Raw genomic sequence first — 20,285 nt, forward strand, 5'->3', positions numbered from 1 at the left:
CCCCCGCCCGCCCCTCCGGGCCCCCCTGGTACTCCCGGCCCCCCTGCCCCGCCAGGCCCGCGCGGGGTGGCCGCTTCCCCGTGGCCCTGGTCTCCGCTTCGCACTTCGCTCATGTCCGCTCCCCTCCTCGGGCGTCCTCCACCGGCACCGCCTCGAACGCGGGCGTCTCCCCCAGGGCGAACGTCCCGGCGCCGCCCGGTACGTCGATGAGCCCGTGCATCGCGAGCAGCGACAGCAGGGGCTCCAGCACCCGCCTGGGACCGGCCCCGGCCGGATAGCGGCCGTGGTCCTCCTGGCCGCCGGTGGCGGAGGCGACGTGCAGGGTGCAGCGGCGGATCGCGTCGAAGGGGCGCAGCCAGGCCTGGCCGGCGTGCCGGCGCAGCAGCCGGTGCACGTCCCGGCTCTCCTCCCGCATCAGCGCCGGGTCCAGGGCGGTGGCCGGCGGCCGGTCCAGCCACCGGTCGACGGGCGGCTGGAACCTGAGCAGGTCCGCCTTGCCGAGCACCATCGCGGCCGCCACGTCCAGATAGGGCCCCTTCTTCGGCAGACGGTCCAGGACGGTGCCGAAGGCGAGGTCGCCGTCCCGGTTCACCTCCACCCCCAGGCGTTCCCTGGCGTGGTCCAGATGCGGCAGCGGCAGGGCCAGCGCCGGGTCGACCACGAAGACCAGGGCGTCGATCCCGAGCAGGAACCGCAGCGCGGAGTCGGTCCGGACGAGGTCCTCGCCGCCGAGGTCGAAGAAGGCGACCGGCCGTACCCGCCCGTGGGCGTCGGTGATCAGCAGGGACTCCACGAACCGGGCGAAGCCGTCCAGGCCGACGCCGGGGGTGTGGTCCAGGACCCTGCCGTTGCGCAGGGGCTGCACCCACTCCCGTACGAAGCGGGCGTGCTGCTCCGGGTTGACGGACTGCCACTTGAGGCCGAAGGGCTCCAGCCCGCCGTCGGTGATCGCCGCGATCATCTGGGTCAGCAGATGGCTCTTGCCGGTGGACGACTGGCCGACCATCGCGACGGTCAGCGGCCGCCCGTAGGTGAGGTACGGCACCGGGATGTAGTGCTCGGGGAAGTCCGGGTCGGCCGTGCACTTCTGGACGGCACCGCGCATGACGTCCTGCCGGCGCAGGGGGTTGCCGATGCCGGTGGGGTCCAGTGGCCGGTACTGCATCTTGTTGTCGGTGACGTACAGCGCCGTGAGGTCGAGCCGGATGGTCTCCAGGCAGTACGGGCAGAGCACTCCGCCGTCGTCCTCCCCGGCCGCTCCCGGCTCCGGCCCCGAAGGGGCGGTGGGCGCCTGCCGCTTGAGCCGCAGCGCCTGCTCGAAGCCGTCGGCACCGTCCTCCCGGCGGCCGGGCGGCTCGGCGGCGGAGATGGCGAGCGCGACGCGTCGGGCGGCGCCCGGCGCCAGCAGGTCGAGGAGCTCGGCGGGGGTCGGCCGGTCGGCCGCCCGCGGGGCGAACGCGTCGCGCAGCGTCCGGGCGAGCATCCGGTGCTCGTCGAGGTCGGCCGGCGCCCGGTCGGCGTGGCCGGGTCTGCCGGTCACGAGCTGGTAGAGCACCTGGGCCGCACTCCACACCGCGTCCCGGGGGTCGGTGAGCCCCTCGCCCCGGCGCTGTTCGGGCGAGCAGTAGGGCGACCGGCCCCAGGGGCGCCTCGGCCGTCCGGTACGGGCCACCCCCTCCAGCCCCCAGAGCTGCGCCGAGGCGCCGTCCCACAGCACGGTGGAGGGCGAGACGCCGCACGGCACCAGGCCCTGGCGGTCCAGCACGTACAGGGCCAGCAGCAGGTCCCGGGTGAGCCCCCGCTGGTCGGTCGCGGACATCACATGGGTCCGTGCGGCGGCGGCGCCGCGCGGTGCCGCGTACAGCAGGAACGGCTCCGCCGCGTCCAGGTCGTAGCCGATGATCCGGGGGAAGAGGCCCCCGTACTCGGTGTCGTCGAGCGCCCGGTACAGGGACAGGGCGGTGCCCGCCTCCGTGTCCAGCAGCTCACGCGCGCCCGGGTTGGCGGCGTCGGCGGTGGTCAGGCGCACCTGCACGCACTGCTGGCCCTCGTCGTCGAGCAGGCCGTTGCGGACCAGTTGGGGCAGCAGGGGATCGCGGCGGGACTCGGGCCCCAGACGCACGGGGGCGACGCGGCGCCGCCCCGAGGGCGTGGTGAACGCGAGCGTGGCCGCCCGCGGACCGCCCGGCCCCGTCGTGTGCCGGTGGGTAGTGCTGGTCACCGCGGATCGCCGTCCCCTCGCTCGTACGGACTGGCCGGGTCGGCCGGGTCGGCCAGGCGGTAGGAGTCGGCCCGGTCGCCCGTGTCGGCCGGGTCGTACGGGTCCGCCCGGTCGAACGGGTCGGCCGGGTCGTAGGTGTCCGGCCGGGCGTACGGCTCCGCCGGGGCGCCCGTGTCCGCCCGGTCGTTCGCCTGACGGCGGCTGTCCGCGCGCTCGTACCTGTCCCGGCGCTCCTTCCGGTCCGTGTGCTCGTCCCCGTCCGTCTCGTCGTGTCGGCCGCTCCGGCCGTAGGTGTCCGTCCCGTCGTAGGAGGCGGCCCGGTAGGGGTGCCGCGGGCCGTACGCGTCCGGCCGGCCGTACGGGTCCGTGCCGTCCGGGCCGGGGCTCTGGCGGGGGCGGACGGTGTCCACCACGCCCATCCGCAGCGGGGTGAGCCGCAGCAGGCCGGCGTAGCGGCCCGAGGACGTCCACAGCACCGTTGCGGGCTGCGTCGAGCCGTTCGTCTCCCAGGCCTTCTCCATCTCGTCCCGCATCGCCCGCGGGGCGAACCTGATCCACACCGCGGCGGCCGGGTCGCGGCTGAGCAGCGTGCCCTGCTCGGGTGAGGAGAGCTGCACCACCGCCTGCCGGTCCGCCTCCGTGCCGACGAGTTCCGCCAGGCCCCGCGGGTCGGTGCCGAGCAGGCTCGCCGAGGTGGCGCGGACCCGGCGGGCGGCGGCGAACGGGGGCGGCGCCAGCACCCCGTTGTGCCGCAGGTGCCGGCGGGCGGCCGACAGCAGTTCGCGCACCCGTTCCTCGGTGCGTCGCAGGGCGAGCGCACCGGCCTGGCCGCGCTCCACGGCACCCCAGTACGGATCCATCGCCACCAGGGCGGCGTCCGTCAGGTCGGCGGCCAGCGTGGCGACCAGCTCCGGGCCGCCCTCGCCGTTCTCCCGGTCCAGCCAGCGCGGCGCGCTCGCGGCGCGGTCTTCCCACGGCGCCCCGGCCGGCCGCTCCCCGGCGGGTTCGTCCCACGCGGGCTGCCCGTCGGGCCGGGCGTACGCGCTCGCCCAGTCGGCGTCGTCGTCCCCGGCGAACGCGTCGGTCTCCAGGACCGAGGTGCTGGAGAGCCAGTCGTCCTCGGCGAGCGTCCCGGCACCGCCCCCGGCGCCGTCCCCGGCGCCGGACCCGCCGCCGGCCGCGGGCCGCTCCGGCTCGGGCACCGCCTCGGCCTCCGCGGCGGCGGCCGTGGCCCGCAGCATTCCGGCGACGGACCGGGCCGCGTCCGCGCAGTACAGGCGTTCCTCCACGGCCCAGTGCTCCCGGACCGCCTCGGCGAGCAGCGCGTCGAGCTCGTCCAGGGCGCGGCGGAGCGCGGCGGTGGCGTGGCCCGGAGCCCACGCGCCGGCCGCCGCGCGCCAGAGCCGGCGTACCGTCTCGGCCGCGACGCCGAGGGCCAGCAGCAGGCCCACGGTGCTCACCCAGCGCGGAGGGTCGGCCGCGTACGCCGAAGCCGCCCCGGCCGCGGCGCCGGTGCAGGCCGCGACCCGGGGGGCCACGGCCCAGCGGCCGGTGCGGCCGGTCTCCCGCAGCCTGGCCGTGCCGAGCACCGCCATGCCGACGAACAGCAGCGGGACGGCGAGCGCCAGCGCCAGCAGCGGTCCCTGCCACAGTGCGCCGAGCAGGCCCGCCGCGGCAGCCGCCGCCGGACCGGCGACCGCGGCGACGTCACCGCGGTCCCGCGCCCCGTCCTGGTCACCGGCGGGGCCGGTCACGTCACCGGACGGGCAGGCGGCGAGCCTCGGCAGCAGTGCCGTACCCGGCACCGGCTCCACCCGTCCGGCCAGGCCGGTGAAACGCTGGGCCACCGACCGCAGGGTCAGGCCCTGGCCCAGCAGTTTTCCGGCGAACTCCTTCAGGCCCTCGCCGATCCGCTCGCCGGTGCCCTCCGCCGAGGGCACCCGCAGCCCGAGGGCCGCGAGCCGGGCCGCCGCCTCGGCCGCGGACGCCGTCGCGCCGCCGCCGCGCAGGGCGGCGCCCACCAGTTCCCGGTAGGAGTCCAGGTCGTGGCGTGCCTGGTCCACGTCCGCCTCGAACGCCTCCCGGCGGGCGGGCCGCAGCAGCCCCGGCAGGGAGCCGAGCCCGGCCAGCGCGTCCTCGGCCCGGTCGATGGCCTCGGCGCACGCGCGGTACGCGTCGTCCGCCACCCCGTCCGGGTCGCGGTGCCGTTGGCCCCGGGCGCCCCGGCCCGTCACCAGGCCCCGCAGCGGCTCCGGCAGGTCGGCTCCCGACGAGGCGGTCGCCAGTACGTCCGGCGCGAGTTCGGTGTCCTCGCCGGCGAACCGGGCGAGCGCGTCCCGCCAGGCCCGGTCGCGCACCTCCGGCGGCAGGTCCTGCTCCAGCAGCCGGACGCCGGGCGCGGCGACGGCGTCGGGCAGCGCCTCCAGGCGGTCGAGGACCGTCAGATAGACGTCCGGGACCGACAACACGTCCACCAGGACCGCCAGGGCGTCCGGGTCGTCGGGCGTGGGCCGTTCCAGGGCCGTCCGGGCGGAGCGCAGGTCGCCCGCCCACAGCAGCGCGCAGCCGGAGGCCCGCAGCACCGCGGGCCGCACCAGCCGGCGGTCGGGCTGGAACGCCTCGCCCTCACCCGCGTACGAGCCCGGCGCGCTGCCCACCAGGAGGACCAGGATCCTGACCTCGCCCACCGCGCGGTAGCCGGTGAGCAGTTCGTACTGCGGCTGGTGGTCGGTGAGCCCGGCCGGGGTGTCGACGACCAGGAACAGGGGGTCGTCGGGCTCCGGCAGACCGGCCTGGCCCAGTTGCCGGGCGACCCTGGCGCGCAGGGCGGGCGGGGTGTCGAGCTCCGCCGCGCCGGAGCGCAGGTCCAGGTGGATGACGGCGTCGGACTCCTCGGGGGTGCTCACTGCGCGTCACCGTCCCAGGGGTTGCGGCGGTCACGGTCGGGGGCGTCGGCGTCCGCCGGCTCATCCCACGGCGCCCTGGGGCGCTCGGCACCGTCCCCGGCGGCGACGCGGTCGCCCTCGTCACGGTCCGCGCCGTAGAGGCGGCCATCGCCGGCCCGTGCACCGTTGGCACCGTCCCGCCGCGTGCCCCAGCCGTCCGGATCCTCGTCCGCTCCTCCTCCGAACCGCTCCCCACGACCGCCGCCGTACGGCTCGTCACGGTCGCTCCCGGACGCGCGGCGGGGCTCCGTCCCGCGGTCGCTCGCGGGCTCCCGTCGCGCCGTTTCGCCGTACCGCCCACCGCGTCCGGTGCCGCCGTACGGGTCGTCGTGGTCGTCGCCGGGCGTGCGGCGGGGCCGTCCGGCCTCGTGGTCGTCCGCGGGTGTGCGGCGCGGCTCCGTCCCGTAGTCGTCCGCGGGCGCTCGCCGCGGGCGTTCGGCGCGGCCGGTGCCGTACGGGTCGTGGTCGTCGGTGGGGGTCCGGCGGGGTCCGGCGTCGTAGGCGTCGGCGGGCGCGCGGCGGGGACTTGCGTAGTCGTCGTCCGCGGTCGTGCGGCGGGGGCGTTCGGCGCGGCCCGCTCCGTACGGGGCGTCGCGGTCGGTGTGGTCGCCGGTGGGTGGGCGGCCGGTGTCGTGGTCGTCCGCGGTCGTGTGTCGTGGGCGTTCGGGGCGGCCCGCTCGGTATGGGGCGTCGCGGTCGGTGTGGTCGTCGGTGGGTGCGCGGCCCGTGCCGTAGTCGTCGTCCGCGGTCGTGCGGCGGGGGCGTTCGGGGCGGTCGTCCGGTGCGGGCCGGCGCCGTGAGCCGGTGGTCTCCGCGCGGTACGCGGTGACCGTCTCGCGCGGTGCCGTGCCCCAGTCGTCGTCATCGTGGACGGCCCGCCGGGGCGCCGGCAGGTCGTCGGTGACACGGGGCCGCACCGTGCCGAAGCGGACGTGCTCCAGCAGGGTGCGCAGCGTCGGCTGGACGGCGCGCTGGTCGCCGAACTCGGTGTCCAGAGCGGCCGGGAGGGTCTCCGCCCAGAACTCCCACAGCGGCCGGACCCACCCCTCGACCCGCTCGCCGCCGCGCTCCCGGCGGTCCGCCAGCAGTTCGAGCTGGCGCGGGGCGGTCTTCTCGACCAGGTCGACGAAGAGCGGGTGCGGTTCGCTGCCCGCCCGCGCCAGCCCGGCCGGCTGCGCCCCCATCAGCTCGCGGCAGTAGTCCTCCACGGTCCGCTCGTCGTCGAGGACGGTCCAGCGCTCGTACGAGCGCAGCAGCTCCGCCCAGCTCGACACGCCGCCGGGGAAGTCCCCCAGCCGCAGCCGGACGCCGGGGACGTGGGAGCCCTCCTCCGGGAAGAGCCGCAGCCGGATGCGGGCCGGCGAGGCCGGGTCGCCGTCCACCACGTCCACCTGGCCGTTCCACATGCAGCACAGCAGCCGGTGCAGGATGGTGCGCCGGTCGTCCTCGCCGCTCACCATCCAGCTGTCCCGGAAGCCGAGCCGCTGGCGCCAGCGCAGCACGTCGTGGGCCTGCTCGGAGTCCTTCGCCCGGGCCCACTGGCGCAGCACCTTGCGGGCCTCGGGCACCTGGGTGAGGCTCATCTCGCTGCGGAAGAGGACCACGGTGACCGAGTCGCTCTCCACCCCGCGGTACTCGACGGAGTTCTTCGCGTCGGAGGGCAGCCGCAGCGTCTTGCCCAGGTACTCCTGCACCTCCTCCACCGCCTGCACCCGCGGATACGTCACCAGCGCCCGCAGCGGCCCGGTCCCCTCCGGGGTGAAGCCCACCGGCAGCAGCCCGGTCAGCTTCCGCCCGAACAGGTCCAGCGCCTCCTTGCTGACCTGGTCGGTGGCGCCCTGGTCGCCCGCCGCGGCGGCCAGCAGCGTGCTCATGGCCGGCAGCAGCGGACGCTCCTCCAGACGCTCGCCGCTCTCCGCGAACAGCCGGGTGATCCGGCCCTCCAGCAGCGCCTTGACGGTCGCCACCGCGCCCTCGGGGTTGCGGCGGCTGACCGCGTGGACCGTGCGCCAGGTGTCCCCGCCGACCAGCCGGAGCAGCAGTGCGGCCTCGTCGTCGGTCTCCCGCAGGCCCTCCCGGCGGATCAGCCGGGTGACGACGTCCTCGTAGAAGTGGTTGAGGGTGCGCTGCGGCGGCAGCAGGTACGAGATGCCCGTGCGGTCCTCGTAGAGTTCCAGGCCCTTTTGCTGGGACACCTTGCGTTCCTGGTCGCTGTGCCTGCGGAAGGCGTTCACCAGGCGTCCGAGGTCGGCCCCGGCGGTGTCCGCCTGCGGCTGCCAGTGCTGCTGCTGCTCGCGCCACGCCTCGTGCCACACCGTCCGGCAGCGCCACCGGTACCAGTCGTCCTGCTCCTGGACGGCCGCCTGGACGTCCTCGTCGCCCCAGCGGGCCGGGGACATGCCGGCCAGCCGGCCCTTGATGCGCGGGGCCTTCGGCGGCTGCTCGGTCACGCCGGGCGGACGCTGGGGGGCGCGGGAGCGGTTGTCCAGCATGCCGAGGAAGCCGAGCCGGGTGATCGGCTCGTCGCTGTCCGGGACGCCCCGCACGACGCGTTCGGCGAGGAAGGGGTCCACGGTCTGGAGCAGCTTGTCGATGGCGGGGCGGGGCGCGAACCGGTCGGCCATCACGGCGGCCTGGCGTTCGGCGTCGGCCCGCAGGTCGGACAGCAGCCGCTGCATGTCCGAGATCCGCTCGCCCAGGGCCTGTTCGATGTTCTTGCCCCCGCGCGGCAGCGGATCCGGCTCGGGCACGTCCAGTTGCCTGCGCTCCCAGAGCTCCTCGAGGTGGGAGTCGGCGAACAACTGGCGGATCATCGGCACCGTACTGTCCCGCTGTACGGTGCGCGGCCGTTCCACGAGGTCGGTGACGGCCTCCCGCAGCAGCCGGCCGGCCACCAGGTCGGCCAGTTGGTCCATGGGCGCGGTCATGGACGCCACCAGGCTGGTGGAGACGCCCTGGCGCCCGATGCCGGTGGGGGACAGGGCGCTGCGGTGCACGCCGCGGTTGATGAAGCTGGCGGCGAAGGTCTGGTAGTCGTCGTCGGCGGCCATCGTCCGGCCCTTGGAGCGGCCGTCGCCCAGTTCGGTGCCGATCAGCGACATCACCAGGGACACGATGGAGCGGCGCAGGTCGTCCGCGCGGATGCCGGCCGTCGGGCTGAACAGGAACGCGGTCGGCAGGATGCCGGTGCGCAGCCGGATCGGCATGGTGCCCGGGTAGCGGATGCCCATCGCCGCGTCGTGGTCGAGGTCGCCGATCTCCGCGCCCTCGGTCGGCGCGTTCTGCCCGTCGACCAGGCGGAAGAGGTCCACCAGCGCCCGGGCGGCGTTGAGGTCCGCCTCGCGCCCGCCGCCGGAGGCCGCGGAGAACGACGACGGCATCACGACCAGCGGGTAGATCTTCACGCCGTCGAAGCGCCGCAACTGGAAGGCGTGGTTGATGAGGTGCAGGTAGTCCAGGAAGATGCCGGCGCCGGTGCCGCCCGCCACCGAGAAGGCCACGAACACGTCGCAGCCGTTGGTCTTGCCGCCGCCGAACTCGCTCAGCCCGCCCGCCGACTTGGCGATCAGGTCGATCGCCTGGAGCAGCGGTTCGAGGACCGGGCCGAGGCCGTGCCGGAGCGTGGCGAACAGCGCCGCGCGCCCGACGGTGGGCAGTTGGCCCGCGCCGTTGTGCAGCGGGGTGACCTTGGGTTCGTCGATGCGCGGCGGCAGCCAGTCGGCCACCTCCTCGCGCATGCTCGCCCGGAGCATCTTGGTGACTTCCGGCGAGGCGTCGAAGTTCGGCAGCAGGTTGTGGGTGGCCCGGGAGGTACGGGCGTACGCGGCCCGCAGCGACGGGTCCACGTTGAACTGCGGCAGCCGCTGGAGGTCGCTCTCGCTGTAGTCCGCGTAGACGAACTGGAGGCCGTCGGGAAGCTGGTAGGGCGCGTAGCCGTTCAGGCCGGTGAGCGCCAGGCCGTCGGGACCGCACAGTTCGGCGCGCAGTCTGCGTTCCAGTTCGGCGCCGACCAGGCCGCCGGTGCCGCCCAGGCCGACGAAGAGCATCGGCTGGAAGATCTTCATGGGTTCCTCCCCGCTGGCGGCCGTCGCGGGCCGCAGGTTCGTGCTCGGTACGTCCGTGGAGTGCGCGTGGCGCGTGGCTTCGCGTGGCGCGCGGGTGTGCGGGGCGGGCGCGGAGGTGACGCGCGCCCGCCCCCGCGCGTCACATGTACGAGTCGTAGGCGCCGCCCGTGCTCCCGCTCTCGCCGGACCCGGACCCGGACCCGGTGCCGGTGCCGGACGCGGTGGCCGCCCCGCTGCGCGCCGTGGCCGCCGGCCTGCGGTTGCGGGGGGCCCGGGTCTCCTCGCCGAGGGCGAGGCTCACCGTGTCGTTGAGCGGGACCTGACCGCGCACGGGCAGCGGCGTCCGGCCGCCGCCGCGCCGGCGCAGCACCGCCCCGCCCTCGGGGTTGCGCTGGACGGCGTACTCGCCGTGGGTCCGGCGCTCGATGCGCGGGGCGCGGTGCGGCTCGACCAGGGCGAACTCGTACCACTGCTTGTGCCCGTGCCCGGCCACGTGATCGGTGCCGACCGTCTCGCCGTCCGCGGAGACCAGGCGCAGTACCAGTCCGTGCGGGTCCCTGCGGGTGCGGCGCTGCCGTACCCAGGCGAGCACGGCGACGGCGGCCGCGGCGAGCACCGCGGCGCCGGCCACCACCGCCCACCAGTACTTGTCCCAGAAGCCGGGCTCCGGGGTGACCTGTACGGAGAGCGGGGTACGCACCAGTGTCCGGTCGTCGTCGGTGGTGTCGACGGCGGTGACGGTGCCCGACAGGCGCAGACCGTCGTCGCCGAGGCGGTCGCCGAAGACGTCGGCGGGGGCGACCGTGACCGTCACCTTCCGGGTGCCGGACTCGCCGGGCGCGAGCCGGATCTCGGCCGGGTCGATCGACAGCAGCCCGGAGCGCACGTCGGCCACGGACAGCCGCAGGGTGTGCCGGGCGTCGCTGTTGTTGCGGACGGTGAGGGTGCCGGTGACCTTGCCGCCGGGGTGGGTGTCCGCGGCGGGCATCTCCAGCGCGGTGGTGACGGGCAGCTCGCCGGGCGCGACCTGGCCGAGCTCGCTGCGGGTGTCCGCCCGCAGTCCCGAGGCGGTCAGTGTGCCGTCCACCTTCAGCGCCCCGTCGGCGCTCTCGGGGATGCGCACCGAACCGTTGAAGGAGCCGTCGTTCGCGTCCGGGTCGGGGCCCTTGCCGTCGTCGGTGAGGGACAGGGCCTGCGGGGCGAAACCGTCCCCGGTCAGCTCGCTGCTCACGCGCAGTCCCTCGTAGTGCTCCGGGTCCTTGATCTGGTAGCCCTCGCGCGTCTGCAGCCGCATCGTCACCGTGACCTTCTCCCCGGGGCGTGGCGAGGGCGGGTCCATGGTGATGGCGCCGCGCAGCTCCCCCTGCCACAGCACGCTGACCGAGACGGGCAGCGAGCGGTGCCCCTCCGGGGCCTCGGCCTTCACCCGCCAGGTGCCGGGCAGCGGGTCGACGATCTTCAGCGCCTCGACGGTGCCGTCACCGCCCGCCAGTTCGAAGCGGGACTCGCGGTAGGTGCCGGTCGTGGGGACCTCGTGGCCGCTGGGGTCGAGGTAGGTGATCCGCACCTCGGGGTCGCCCTTGTCGACCACGATGCTGCCGACGGTCGCCAGCGGCGAGATGCCGATCTCCAGCGTGGCCGGCGGCTTCTTGCTGGGCCCCTCCTCGTGGCGCAGGCAGTGCGCGGCGGCGAAGATCTTCTCCAGCGTGGTGCCGACGTCCTTCGCGCCGGAGACCTTGTGCGCCTCGGGGCTGGCGGAGGGCAGGTTCACGCAGCCCTTCCGGTAGCCGCCCGCCGCCATCCGGTCGAGCTGCTTCTTGTCCGGTTCCGGCCCGAAGCCGAGCGGCCAGATCTGCACGTTCTGCGCGCGGGCGTTCGCCAGCTCCTTGGTGAGCTGCCGCTCGCCCTCCGCCTCGCGGTGCGCGGGATCGCCGTACTTCTCGCTGTCGGTGACGTCCATCTTGCCGTCGGTGAGGACGAACAGCACGCGGGGCTCCGACGGGTCGGTGCCGGTGGTGAGTTCGTGCACTCCCTGACGTATCGCGGTCGGGAAGTCGGTGCCGGTGCCCTCGCTCTTCTTGCGGGTGCGCAGTCGGTCGACGCAGGCGCCGATCGTCTTGCGTCCCGCCGCGTCCAGGGTGGTGCGCGGGCACACCGGGTCCACCGCGCGCTGGCCGGCGGACTCGGCGGCGGCGAAGCCGAAGACGGTGACGTGGGAGGACGAGGAGACGTCGCCCAGCGCGATGCGGGCGGCGGCGGCCTTCTCGGCCTTCATGTCCTCGGGCGCGAGGCTGGCGGACTCGTCCACGGCGACCGCGTAGTTGACCGACGGGAAGGCCGGTTCGGAGTCCGCCGCCGGCACCGGATCAGCTCCGGTGGGTGCCAGCAGGGACACGAGCACCGCTGCGCCGCCCAGCACCAGGACCGTGGCGCGGTGCGCGCGGCCTCTTCCCGTCCGCCGTCTTGCCCAGGCTCTCTGCACGGCCGTCCCCTTGGTTCTCGGTGGTTCTCTGTGGTTCTCGGTGGATCGCAATGGATCGCGGTGGATCGCGGTGGACCGGTGGTTCTCGGTGGATCGCGGTGGTTCTCGGTTCGTCTCCGTCTCGGGTGCGGGATCCGGCCGCGTCGTCAGCGCGTGGTCAGGCCCCAGACCAGGGCCAGGGCCGCGGAGGTGGCGAGGGCGCCCATCCCCCAGCGGATGGCCCGGTACTTGGCGGTCAGGATCGAGCTGACGTCCACGGCCTGCACGAGCAGCCACCCGGCGGGATCCCGCCCGGCCTCGGCGATCCGGGCGGACAGCCACGCGAGATCGCGGGAGGCCGCCAGATCACCGAAGTACGTCACCCCGTCCTCGCCGCGGACCGTGCCGGTGCGCGGCATGAGCGCCCCGACCAGCGCGGTCACGGCGACCGCCCAGAGCAGCCCGGCGAGCACCAGCGACACGTCGACGAGCCCCTGCCAACCGGGCGCGCCGTGCCAGCCGAGCAGGAACGCGGGCAGCGCCAGCGTCCCCGACAGCAGTACGGCCGCCTTGGAGTCGGCGCGGCCCAGGTCCTCGCGGACCGTGTTCAGCAGCAACTCCGCGATGCGCTCCCCCGCCCGGTCCGGGCAGTGCCGACCCCCGTGCGGCACAGGCCCGGCCGGGTCGGGGGAGGCACGCCCCCCGCTCGCGGTGGTCCCAGTGGCCGGTTCCCCGCCCGCGGCGGTCACCGGTCCTCCTCCGCCCAGTCCCAGCCGTCGTCCCGCGGACGTCTGCGGGCCGGCGGCTGGGGCTGGGCGTCCTCCCGCGTACCGGCCCCGTCCCGGTACGGCGGTTCCTCCGCCACCCAGTCCGGGGTGAACGGCTCGGCGCGGGCCGGCTCCAGCCGCGCGGGCTCCCGGCGGGCGGGCACCGAGCCGACGGGCCCCTGGATGGGCCGGCCGCGGCCCTGGTTGAGGAGGTTCAGGGCCTGCGTCTCGACGTCGTTGGACTGGATCTGACCGCTGTCGACCATGGCGAAGAGCCGGTCCACCCGCTCCCGCTCGTCCTGCCGGCCCTCCTGGCGGATCTGTTCCAGGAAGTCCTTGGCCTTCTCGGGGTCGGCCGCCAGCATGTAGCTGAGCTGCTCCAGGTCACCGCCGCGCAGCATGGCGCGGAACGCGTCCTGGCGTACCCCGGTCAGCTCGGCCGAGGCGCGCGCGTTGCGGATCTCGTCCATGTGCTCGATGGTCCGGTCGTCCACCCGCAGCCGGACGTACAGCCGCACCCGCAGCCCGAGTTCGGCGCCCAGGCTGTCCCAGCGGCCACCCGCGCACTCCCGGGTGAGGGCCCGGTCGGCCTGCTCGGCCTCGGTCACCCGGTAGGTCGAGGTGACCTCGCGCAGCCGCTCCAGCACCGGGGCGGTGAGCCGCCGGCCGACGTCGGTCACGACCTCGACGGCGGCCAGATAGGGGTCGGTCACGGCCCAGTGGATGTCCACCTCGGCCTTGAAGAAGGTGGTGCCGCCGGTGGCCGGAAGGTCCATCTGGAGCCGCGTCTGGTAGGTCCCGAGCGCGATCTCGCAGAGGTTGTACGGCCGGGCCAGCGCCCGCTTGTCCACGTGCCGGGTGCCGGAGACGGTGACCACGCTGTACCCGCCGTTGCGGTAGAACAGCACCGAGGCCCGCTGGGCGCTCACCTGCGGATGCCCGCCGGTCGGTGCGTACTCCCGCAGGAAGGGACCCGCGGGGCCCGCGCCCGCCGGGGCGGCCTCCGCCCCGTCCACGTCCTCAGCCATGCCGTGCCTCCTCGCGCGTCCGGTCCCGCGACGCGACGGCGAGCCACCACAGGGAGCGCGCCTGCGCGTCGGGGAGCGGATCCTCCGGATCGTTCATCATTCGGCGCAGCAGCCAGTCCAGCCGCCGACGGTCGTGCTCCTCGGTGGTCACCGCGGGCAGCAGCGCCGCCAGCCCGGGCCGGGTCCACTCGTCGCCGTCGGCGCGCACGGCGGAACGCAGCAGCGTCTCCAGCGCGTCCGTCGCCACCTCCTTGGAGCGCGGTGTGTTCAGCGCGGTCCACAGCAGGTCGGCCATGGGACGTACGAGTGCGGGGCGGGCGGCGGCGAGGGCGAGCGGCAGCGGCCAGTCACCGCGGTCGCCCAGCGGGGAGGCGGAGTCGTCGACCAGCACCTCGTCCACCGTGGTGAGCGCGAGCCGGACGGTGGTCACCAGCCCCAGGTCCTGGTGGATCTCGCGCTTGTGGTGAATCCAGTCGGCCATCCGCCGCAGCACCGCCGCCGCGTCCGGGAGTGCCAGCAGCCGTACGACGTTGAAGGAGGCGACCGCCAACTGGTCGCCCTCGCCGCGGACCGCGATCCGGGCCAGGGCGTCCAGCGTGTCGCCGGTCGTGGCCGCGGAGTTGCCGTAGCCCAGTGCCATGGCGGCGGTCCAGCGCAGCGGCGCGGTGCCGTACCGGCTCCAGTCGCCGACCACCTTGTGCACGATGCGGCGGTGCGAGCCGTGCCCGGCCGCCTGGTCCAGCGCGGTGGCCGCGAAGACCCGGCGCCGGGGCGTGGCCGCGTCGGCGAGTGGGCGGATCAGCTCCGCGTAACCGTGGTCGAAGTCCCGTACGCACAGCTCCCCGGCGGCGACCGCGGCCCGCATCCACACCTGGGAGCGCGGGTCGTCGGCCAGCAGCCGCAGCCAGCGCACCACCGGGGCCCGGACGGCGAAGTGCCGGTCCCACAGTTCGCTGAGCACCGCGGCGGGCAGGGCCGGCCCCCGGTACCAGATCAGCCGCGACGCCACCTCGGCACCGGCCACCTCGACCTGGCCGTCCCTGAGGTCGGCCCGCGAGAGCGCCAGGTCGGCGCGGGGGTCGTCGCAGAACAGCGGCCGGGCGGGGGTGCGGTCCGGGTCGGACTGCACGGACAGTTCCCAGGTCAGCAGGTGGGCGGCGGCGGCCACGGCGCTGTGCGAGGCCCCGCCCAGTACGGCGAGCGCGATCCGGAACGCCACGGGGTGGAACAGGCTCGCCGCACCCGGCCGTTCACCGCCCGGCTCGTCCCCGGCCGGTGCCGCCAGCGCCCGGTCCACCCCGGCGAACCACTCCTGGGCCTGGCGGGCGGCGAGGCTGCGGCAGTCGGACAGCAACTGCTCGTAGGCGAGGTCCCCCAGTACGTGCCCGGCCAGCAGGGAGGCGAGCACCTCGGCCTCGGCGGGGCGCAGGTCGTCCAGTCCGACGGCGTCCTTGACCTCCGGCCGGGCCCAGAGGGCCTCCGCGTCGGCCAGCAGACCGGCGGCGCCGCCACCGTCCGCCCCGGTCGCACTCCCGTGTTCCTCCAGCAGCTCCCGCAGCCGGGTGACGAGCAGTTCCTCGGTGGGGGCGGGCGGGCAGAGGGCACCGTACCGCCCGCCCAGCAGCGGATCGGCCGCCGAGCCGACCGGTACGACGACCACGGCGAACGCGTCCCGGTGGGCCAGGGCGGCGGCGAGTTCGTCGAGGTCCATCTCCTCGGGGACCGACGTCCCGGGTCGGGTGAGCGACAGCTCGAACAGGTAGCCGGAGAAGTGCCCCGCCTCCTCGTCCCCGTCGCCCAGGCAGTCGGCCAGCCGCCGGGTCCCGCCGGCCGGGTCGACCCGCCGGATCCGCGCCCCGGCCGCGGACCGCGGCTCCGTGCCGTTCGCCGCCGGGCCGGTGACCTCGTCCAGGAGCGAGAGCGCGGTGCTGGTGCGCCCGGTGCCCGGCGCGGCCCCCAGCACCAGCAGCCGGCGGGCGGTGAGCGCCTCGCGCAGCCGTACGTACCCCGCGGGCTCCACGTGGACCCGGCGGAGCCTGCGCAGTTCCTCCTCGGGTACGGGCCCGCCGCGCAGCGCCGCACCGGAGCGGCGGGCGTCCATCCGCAGGTGGATGTCGCCGATGTGGGCGCTGGCGAAGTACGAGCGGTCGAAGCTGTGCAGGTCCCGGCCCGCGTCGAACAGCATGCGGGTGGCGCGGCGCGCCCGTGCGGCGGCGGCGAGGTCGGTCGGCGCGTCCTCGCCCTGCTCCTCGGCGAGCGGGTCACGGGTGTGCTCCCTGAACCGTCCGGCGGCGCGCTCCCGTTCCCGCTCCTGCTCCTCCCGCTCCTGCTCGGCGGCGTCCCCGGCGCTCCCCTCGCCGGCTCCCTCGCCGCCCTCGGCCCTGCCGTCGTCCGCCCGGGGCGCCTGGCCCCGGTCCCTTTCCTGCGGCTTCGGCTTCGGCGTCTCGTCGGCACCGGGCGCGCGGGCGGCGTCGGCCTTCCGGGGCTTGTCCTGGCCGGCGCCGCCGTCCGCCCGCTGGTCGTCGCTCACTCGCCGCGCTCCTTCCGGGAACGGGCTCCGTCGGTGATCCGCCCGATGTGCACGGGCTGCTGGTAGACGTTGTCGTGGTGCTGCGACATGTCGCCGTGGACGGTGTAGCGGGCCTCCGGGCGACGGCCGGCGGTGCGGTCGTCTTCGGCTTCGTCTTCGTCGTCGTCTTCGGCTTCATCGCCGTCCGCACGGCCGTCCGTACCGGTGGACGTGTCCGGGGCCGAGCGCGCACCGCCCGTCGACGACGGACCACTGGCGGTCGACGGATCACCGGCGGTCGACGGATTGCCGGCGGTCGACGGATCACCTGCGGTCGACGGATCACCTGCGGTCGACGGATCACCTGCGGTTGACCGATCACCCGCGGTTGACGGATCACCCGCGGACGACCGCGGCTCGGCCGGGATCTCCGGAGCGGGCCGTCCGGGAAGGTGGAACCAGGCGGTGACCTCGCCCTCCTTCAGCTCCAGGCGGGCCGGTGCGTAGCGCGCTGCCTCGATGAACTTGCCGCCGCCGCTGACCACGTCGTCGTAGAGGGAGTTTGAGGCCACCAGCACCAGGTCGGCCTTCTCGGCGTCCAGCAGCCGTCGGGCGACGGGGGAGTCGGCCAGCCGGCAAGCGAGGTCGACCGCTCGTCCGCTGATGCCCCGGGCGTCGTGCCGGACCGGGCCGACGTGCATGCCGATCCGCAGGCCCAGGGGCACCCGCAGGGCCCGGTTCTCGTCCCGGAGGTTCTCGTGCACCTCGACCAGCCACAGGCCGAGCAGCCGGGTCACCGCGATCCGGCTGGCCACCGCGAGCAGCACCCCGTCGCCGCGGTCCTCCATGTGCACGGCGTCCCGCGCCACCTTGGCGTGGGTGAACGCCGCCTCCAGCACGCGGTAGATCCGGGCGCGCATGCGCGGCTTGTCGACGTCGTCGTACTCCCCGGAACGTCTGGCGTCGACGCTGATCACCAACTCGTAGCGTGCCTCGGTGAGATCCATGGCGTCGTCGTTCACCCGTGCCCCCTGCCGCGTGCCGGTCCGTCTGCTTGCCGTCCCCTCAGCTTCGGGCCCGGGACGAGGGCCGTCTGTAGCCGTTTACACACGGCGGAGCGCGGCTCTACTCCCGATGGCCGTCCGCGAGGAGGGCGAGCAGCGGGGGGTCGAGGATCTCCACCATCCGGTTGCCGGTCCGCACGATGTCCTGGGCCCGCAGCAGCCGCAGCGCCTTGGCGACGGCCTCCCGGGTCGCGCCCACGGTGGCGGCCAGTTCGTCCTGCGCCAGATGGACGACGGACGGGGCGACGGACGGGGCGGACGACGGGGCGGACGAGCCCCGTGACGAGGATGAGGAGGAGGGGGAGGGGGAGGGTGAGTAGGGGCCGGAGGTGTCGGGCTGCGACAGTTCGATGAGCCGATGGGCCAGCCGCTGCAGCACGGTGAGCGAGGCGAGAGCGGAACGCTCCTGGTCGGCGCTGCGCAGCCGGAAGGTGAGCTGACGTATCACCAGGCCGCTGACGCGGGGGTGCAGGGCGAGGAAGCGGCGGAACGCGTCCCCGCCTATCACCTGGGCCTCGGTCGGGCCCAGCGCGCGCACGGTGGCGCTGCGGGGGTGGCGGTCCAGTGCGGCCATCTCGCCGAGCAGTTCACCGGGGCCGCGCAGGCCGAGTATCAGCCGGGTGGCACCCCGGTCCGTCGCGACGGAGACGGTCACCCAGCCATGCAGGATTATCAGGACATGACTGGACCGGTCGCCCTCGGTCAGAAGGTGGGCGTCGGCCGGGTAGCGCTTCCGGTTCCCGAGAGCCATCACACCCTCGTGCTCCTGGACGGTCAGCGCCTGCGCGAACGCGAGCTCGTCGCCGAGCAGTCCCATGGCTACGCCCCCCGCCGCAGTCCGGACGCCTGGTTCTTGGATGGCGTTGATGGTGACAGAGTGATGTACCGGAGGGAGTGAATTGCGCCACATCCGCTCTACTGCCCGGTAACGGCGGAACTGCCTGGCGGGAGCTCCGCCAGGTCCCGCCACCCCGCCCGCCCCACCCCTTCGGCGACCGTACGCGACGCCTCCCTCACCGCCCGTGTCCAGCGCTGATCCTCAGGTCAGCGGCGACCGCCGGGCGACGGGGCCCGTCGGCCACTGGAGGCGTCCGCCGAGGCGTAGTTGGCGAAAACTCGGGTTCGCTCCCGGGCGATCGGGGACTTCGCCGGTCACGCGTCCTTCCGCCCGCGTATCGTCCGCGCGGGTCGGCCGGACCTCCGGCGTCCTGACGGCACGGCGCCGGGTGCCTGAGTGCCTGAGTGCGCGAGTGGCCGGGTGCGCGGGTGCCCCAGTGCGCTGGTGGCCGGGTGTGCGGGTGGCCGGGTGTGCGGGTGCCTGAGTGCGCTGGTGGCCGTGTGCGCTGGTGGCCGTGTGCGCTGGTGGCCGGGTGCGCGGGTGCGCGGGTGCGCGGTTGTGCGAGTGGCCCAAGGGTCAGATGGTGTCGGCGGCGGGCCGCGGGGTGCCGTGGAAGACGTTGGCGGCGTGCCAGGCCCGGTGGTCGTCGGCGACGGGGCGGACGCCCGGCTGCGGCCCGGTCAGCCGTCGTCCCGCGAGCGCGGTGACCTGGTCCCGGGCGGCGTCGCTGTGACCGACGAAGCGCTGCGAGACCAGCACCCGGTGCCCGTCCCCGACGCCGAGTACGCCCCTGTCGAAGAGCTTGTGGTGCAGCGAGCACAGACACAGCCCGTTGTCGACGTCGTCCGGGCCGTCGAACGCCCACCAGCGCACGTGCGCGGCCTCCAGCCCGACCGGCACCGCCCCGATCCGGCCGTCGTAACCGCAGAAGGCGCAGCGGTACTCGTAGGCCGTCAGCACCAGCTCCCGCATCCGCCGGTCCCGCTGCCGGCGTCCGGCGACGAGCGGTGTGACCGAGGCCGGATCCGCCTCCGCCCGGAGTCCGACCGCCTCGCACAACTCGTCGTGGAGCGAGGGCGGGAAATGCTGGTCGAGCAGCACCCGCGCCATCCGGTCGAGCAGCGAGGGCTCCCGGCGCAGCGCGGCCCGCAGCTCCGGCGCCAGCCGTCCCGCGGCCCCCGACGCCCGCAACTCACCCACGCGACTGCCGGGACTCCCGGGCCCGCGATCGGTGCGCACCTCCCACACCCCGTCGCCTACCAGGTGGTGGAACGGGTAGGCGGGCGTCGTGCCGTGCGGCGGACCGTACTCGGCCAGCAGCCGCTTCAGGTCCTCCTCGACGGCGCCGTAGCGCAGCTCCCCGCCGGCGTCCTGCCGAAACCGGCCGAGCGCGTACAGGAGGAGCAGCGGCTTGTGCGGGGCACGCGTCCCGCCCCTGCTCCACTGCCGCAACCTCGCGGCGCGCTCCAGCCAGTCCATGACGGGCGATCGTAGCGAGGCGCCGCGGGGCGCCTCCCGCGCGGGCACGGACACGGTCGCCAGACTGCCCGGCGGAACGTCGACCAGTCCGCGAACATGCTCTTTCGCGCGTACCCGACCAAGGACCGCTCACAGCGGTGAGAACGGGTGCTGCCCAAGGCGTTCCCCCCGTCACTGGACATCGCGGGCGACCGCGTCCGGGTGACCGGTCTGGAGGCGACGCCCCCCCTGGACGCGGCGCTGCGAGCGTGGCCCAGCCTCCTGCCGATCAGTCCCTGTCGGAGGATGCTGTGGTGCGCGTCATGTCGAAGGTAAGGCTTGAGAAGTCCCGGCCTTGGAGCACTGGGCCATTCTGGGTGCCACCGCTGATGCTGTTGTGCACGTCGCCGCCCGACGGGCTGGCCTGTGCTCGCTGCCACCACCCATCGAGCAGTCGGCGGAACTCTTCATCAAGGGCCGCTCGTGCGCCGAGGGCGGTGGCCAGTGCCTGCGCGCGCATCGGGTCGGCAGGATCTCCCTCCAGCGCGGCGACTTCCCGTTCGCCGGAGCTGACCTGGGGTGTCCCGTCGCCCTGAGTTGCCTCTGCGTCCGCTCGTCCGAACGGGCGCTGCACCAGCGTGGTGAGTCCTTGCCACGCATGACGTCCGGCTTCGCCGCCGAGACCGCCAGCCAGCGCGGCGAGGGCCGCTGCAGTGATCGGATCCATGCTGGGACTCCCTTGCTCGGTTATGGTCCCCTAGGTCGGCCTCACAGCCTCCCGGAGAGGCTTCGGAGCATCAAGGCCCTGAGGGCGGTCTCGTCCTGTTGGTTGACGCGTGCGCTCGTCACGTCGTGACGAGCCCTTGTTCGAGTGAGGCCCGAGGTTGCGACGTCTATTCGACCCGTGTCGATGGACTAGCCTCGCGCTCT

At 75.0% G+C, this 20,285-nt stretch carries 11 protein-coding genes; all 11 read right to left on the minus strand.

The genetic code is table 11. The features are described 5' to 3' along the window. Window positions 1-109: 109 nt before the first annotated feature. Window positions 110-2,221: a hypothetical protein gene (locus B1H29_RS19295; protein WP_055422015.1), complete on the minus strand. Its 2,112-nt coding sequence runs from the start codon at window positions 2,219-2,221 to the stop codon at window positions 110-112. Further along, window positions 2,218-5,127, minus strand: coding sequence for a hypothetical protein (locus tag B1H29_RS19300; RefSeq protein WP_063787568.1), 2,910 nt, complete (start codon window positions 5,125-5,127; stop codon window positions 2,218-2,220). The genes B1H29_RS19295 and B1H29_RS19300 overlap by 4 nt, the downstream gene beginning before the upstream one ends. Next, window positions 5,124-9,230: a tubulin-like doman-containing protein gene (locus tag B1H29_RS19305; RefSeq protein WP_055422014.1), complete on the minus strand. Its 4,107-nt coding sequence runs from the start codon at window positions 9,228-9,230 to the stop codon at window positions 5,124-5,126. Before B1H29_RS19305 ends, B1H29_RS19300 begins: the two co-directional genes overlap by 4 nt. Before the next feature lie 139 nt (window positions 9,231-9,369). Then, window positions 9,370-11,712, minus strand: coding sequence for a VWA domain-containing protein (locus tag B1H29_RS19310; RefSeq protein WP_234393203.1), 2,343 nt, complete (start codon window positions 11,710-11,712; stop codon window positions 9,370-9,372). 146 nt (window positions 11,713-11,858) lie between these two features. Continuing rightward, window positions 11,859-12,440, minus strand: coding sequence for a Pycsar system effector family protein (locus B1H29_RS19315; protein ID WP_055422013.1), 582 nt, complete (start codon window positions 12,438-12,440; stop codon window positions 11,859-11,861). Continuing rightward, window positions 12,437-13,486, minus strand: a complete 1,050-nt coding sequence (locus B1H29_RS19320) for a hypothetical protein (protein ID WP_055422012.1) — start codon at window positions 13,484-13,486, stop codon at window positions 12,437-12,439. The genes B1H29_RS19315 and B1H29_RS19320 overlap by 4 nt, the downstream gene beginning before the upstream one ends. After that, entirely contained in the window at window positions 13,479-16,016 is a 2,538-nt protein-coding gene (locus tag B1H29_RS19325; RefSeq protein WP_055422011.1) for a hypothetical protein, read from the minus strand. The genes B1H29_RS19320 and B1H29_RS19325 overlap by 8 nt, the downstream gene beginning before the upstream one ends. Beyond that, window positions 16,013-17,017: a hypothetical protein gene (locus B1H29_RS19330; protein WP_107095400.1), complete on the minus strand. Its 1,005-nt coding sequence runs from the start codon at window positions 17,015-17,017 to the stop codon at window positions 16,013-16,015. Before B1H29_RS19330 ends, B1H29_RS19325 begins: the two co-directional genes overlap by 4 nt. 103 nt (window positions 17,018-17,120) lie before the next feature. Then, on the minus strand, window positions 17,121-17,876 hold the full coding sequence (locus tag B1H29_RS19335; RefSeq protein WP_055422010.1) for a Crp/Fnr family transcriptional regulator: 756 nt from the start codon (window positions 17,874-17,876) through the stop codon (window positions 17,121-17,123). Between the two features lie 597 nt (window positions 17,877-18,473). Next, window positions 18,474-19,376, minus strand: coding sequence for a phosphorothioated DNA-binding restriction endonuclease (locus tag B1H29_RS19340; protein WP_055422009.1), 903 nt, complete (start codon window positions 19,374-19,376; stop codon window positions 18,474-18,476). A 268-nt stretch (window positions 19,377-19,644) separates the two neighbouring features. Then, window positions 19,645-20,082: a hypothetical protein gene (locus B1H29_RS19345; RefSeq protein WP_079160318.1), complete on the minus strand. Its 438-nt coding sequence runs from the start codon at window positions 20,080-20,082 to the stop codon at window positions 19,645-19,647. Window positions 20,083-20,285 lie beyond the last annotated feature (203 nt).

This window comes from Streptomyces pactum (genome assembly GCF_002005225.1).
In the GTDB taxonomy this organism is placed as follows: Bacteria; Actinomycetota; Actinomycetes; order Streptomycetales; family Streptomycetaceae; genus Streptomyces; species Streptomyces pactum_A.

Coding starts and splice junctions, on each gene's coding strand:
- B1H29_RS19345 (WP_079160318.1), bottom strand. CDS start 20,082: ATGGATCCGATCACTGCAGCGGCCCTCGCCGCGCTGGCTGGCGGTCTC.
- B1H29_RS19305 (WP_055422014.1), bottom strand. CDS start 9,230: ATGAAGATCTTCCAGCCGATGCTCTTCGTCGGCCTGGGCGGCACCGGC.
- B1H29_RS19335 (WP_055422010.1), bottom strand. CDS start 17,876: ATGGGACTGCTCGGCGACGAGCTCGCGTTCGCGCAGGCGCTGACCGTC.
- B1H29_RS19340 (WP_055422009.1), bottom strand. CDS start 19,376: ATGGACTGGCTGGAGCGCGCCGCGAGGTTGCGGCAGTGGAGCAGGGGC.
- B1H29_RS19320 (WP_055422012.1), bottom strand. CDS start 13,486: ATGGCTGAGGACGTGGACGGGGCGGAGGCCGCCCCGGCGGGCGCGGGC.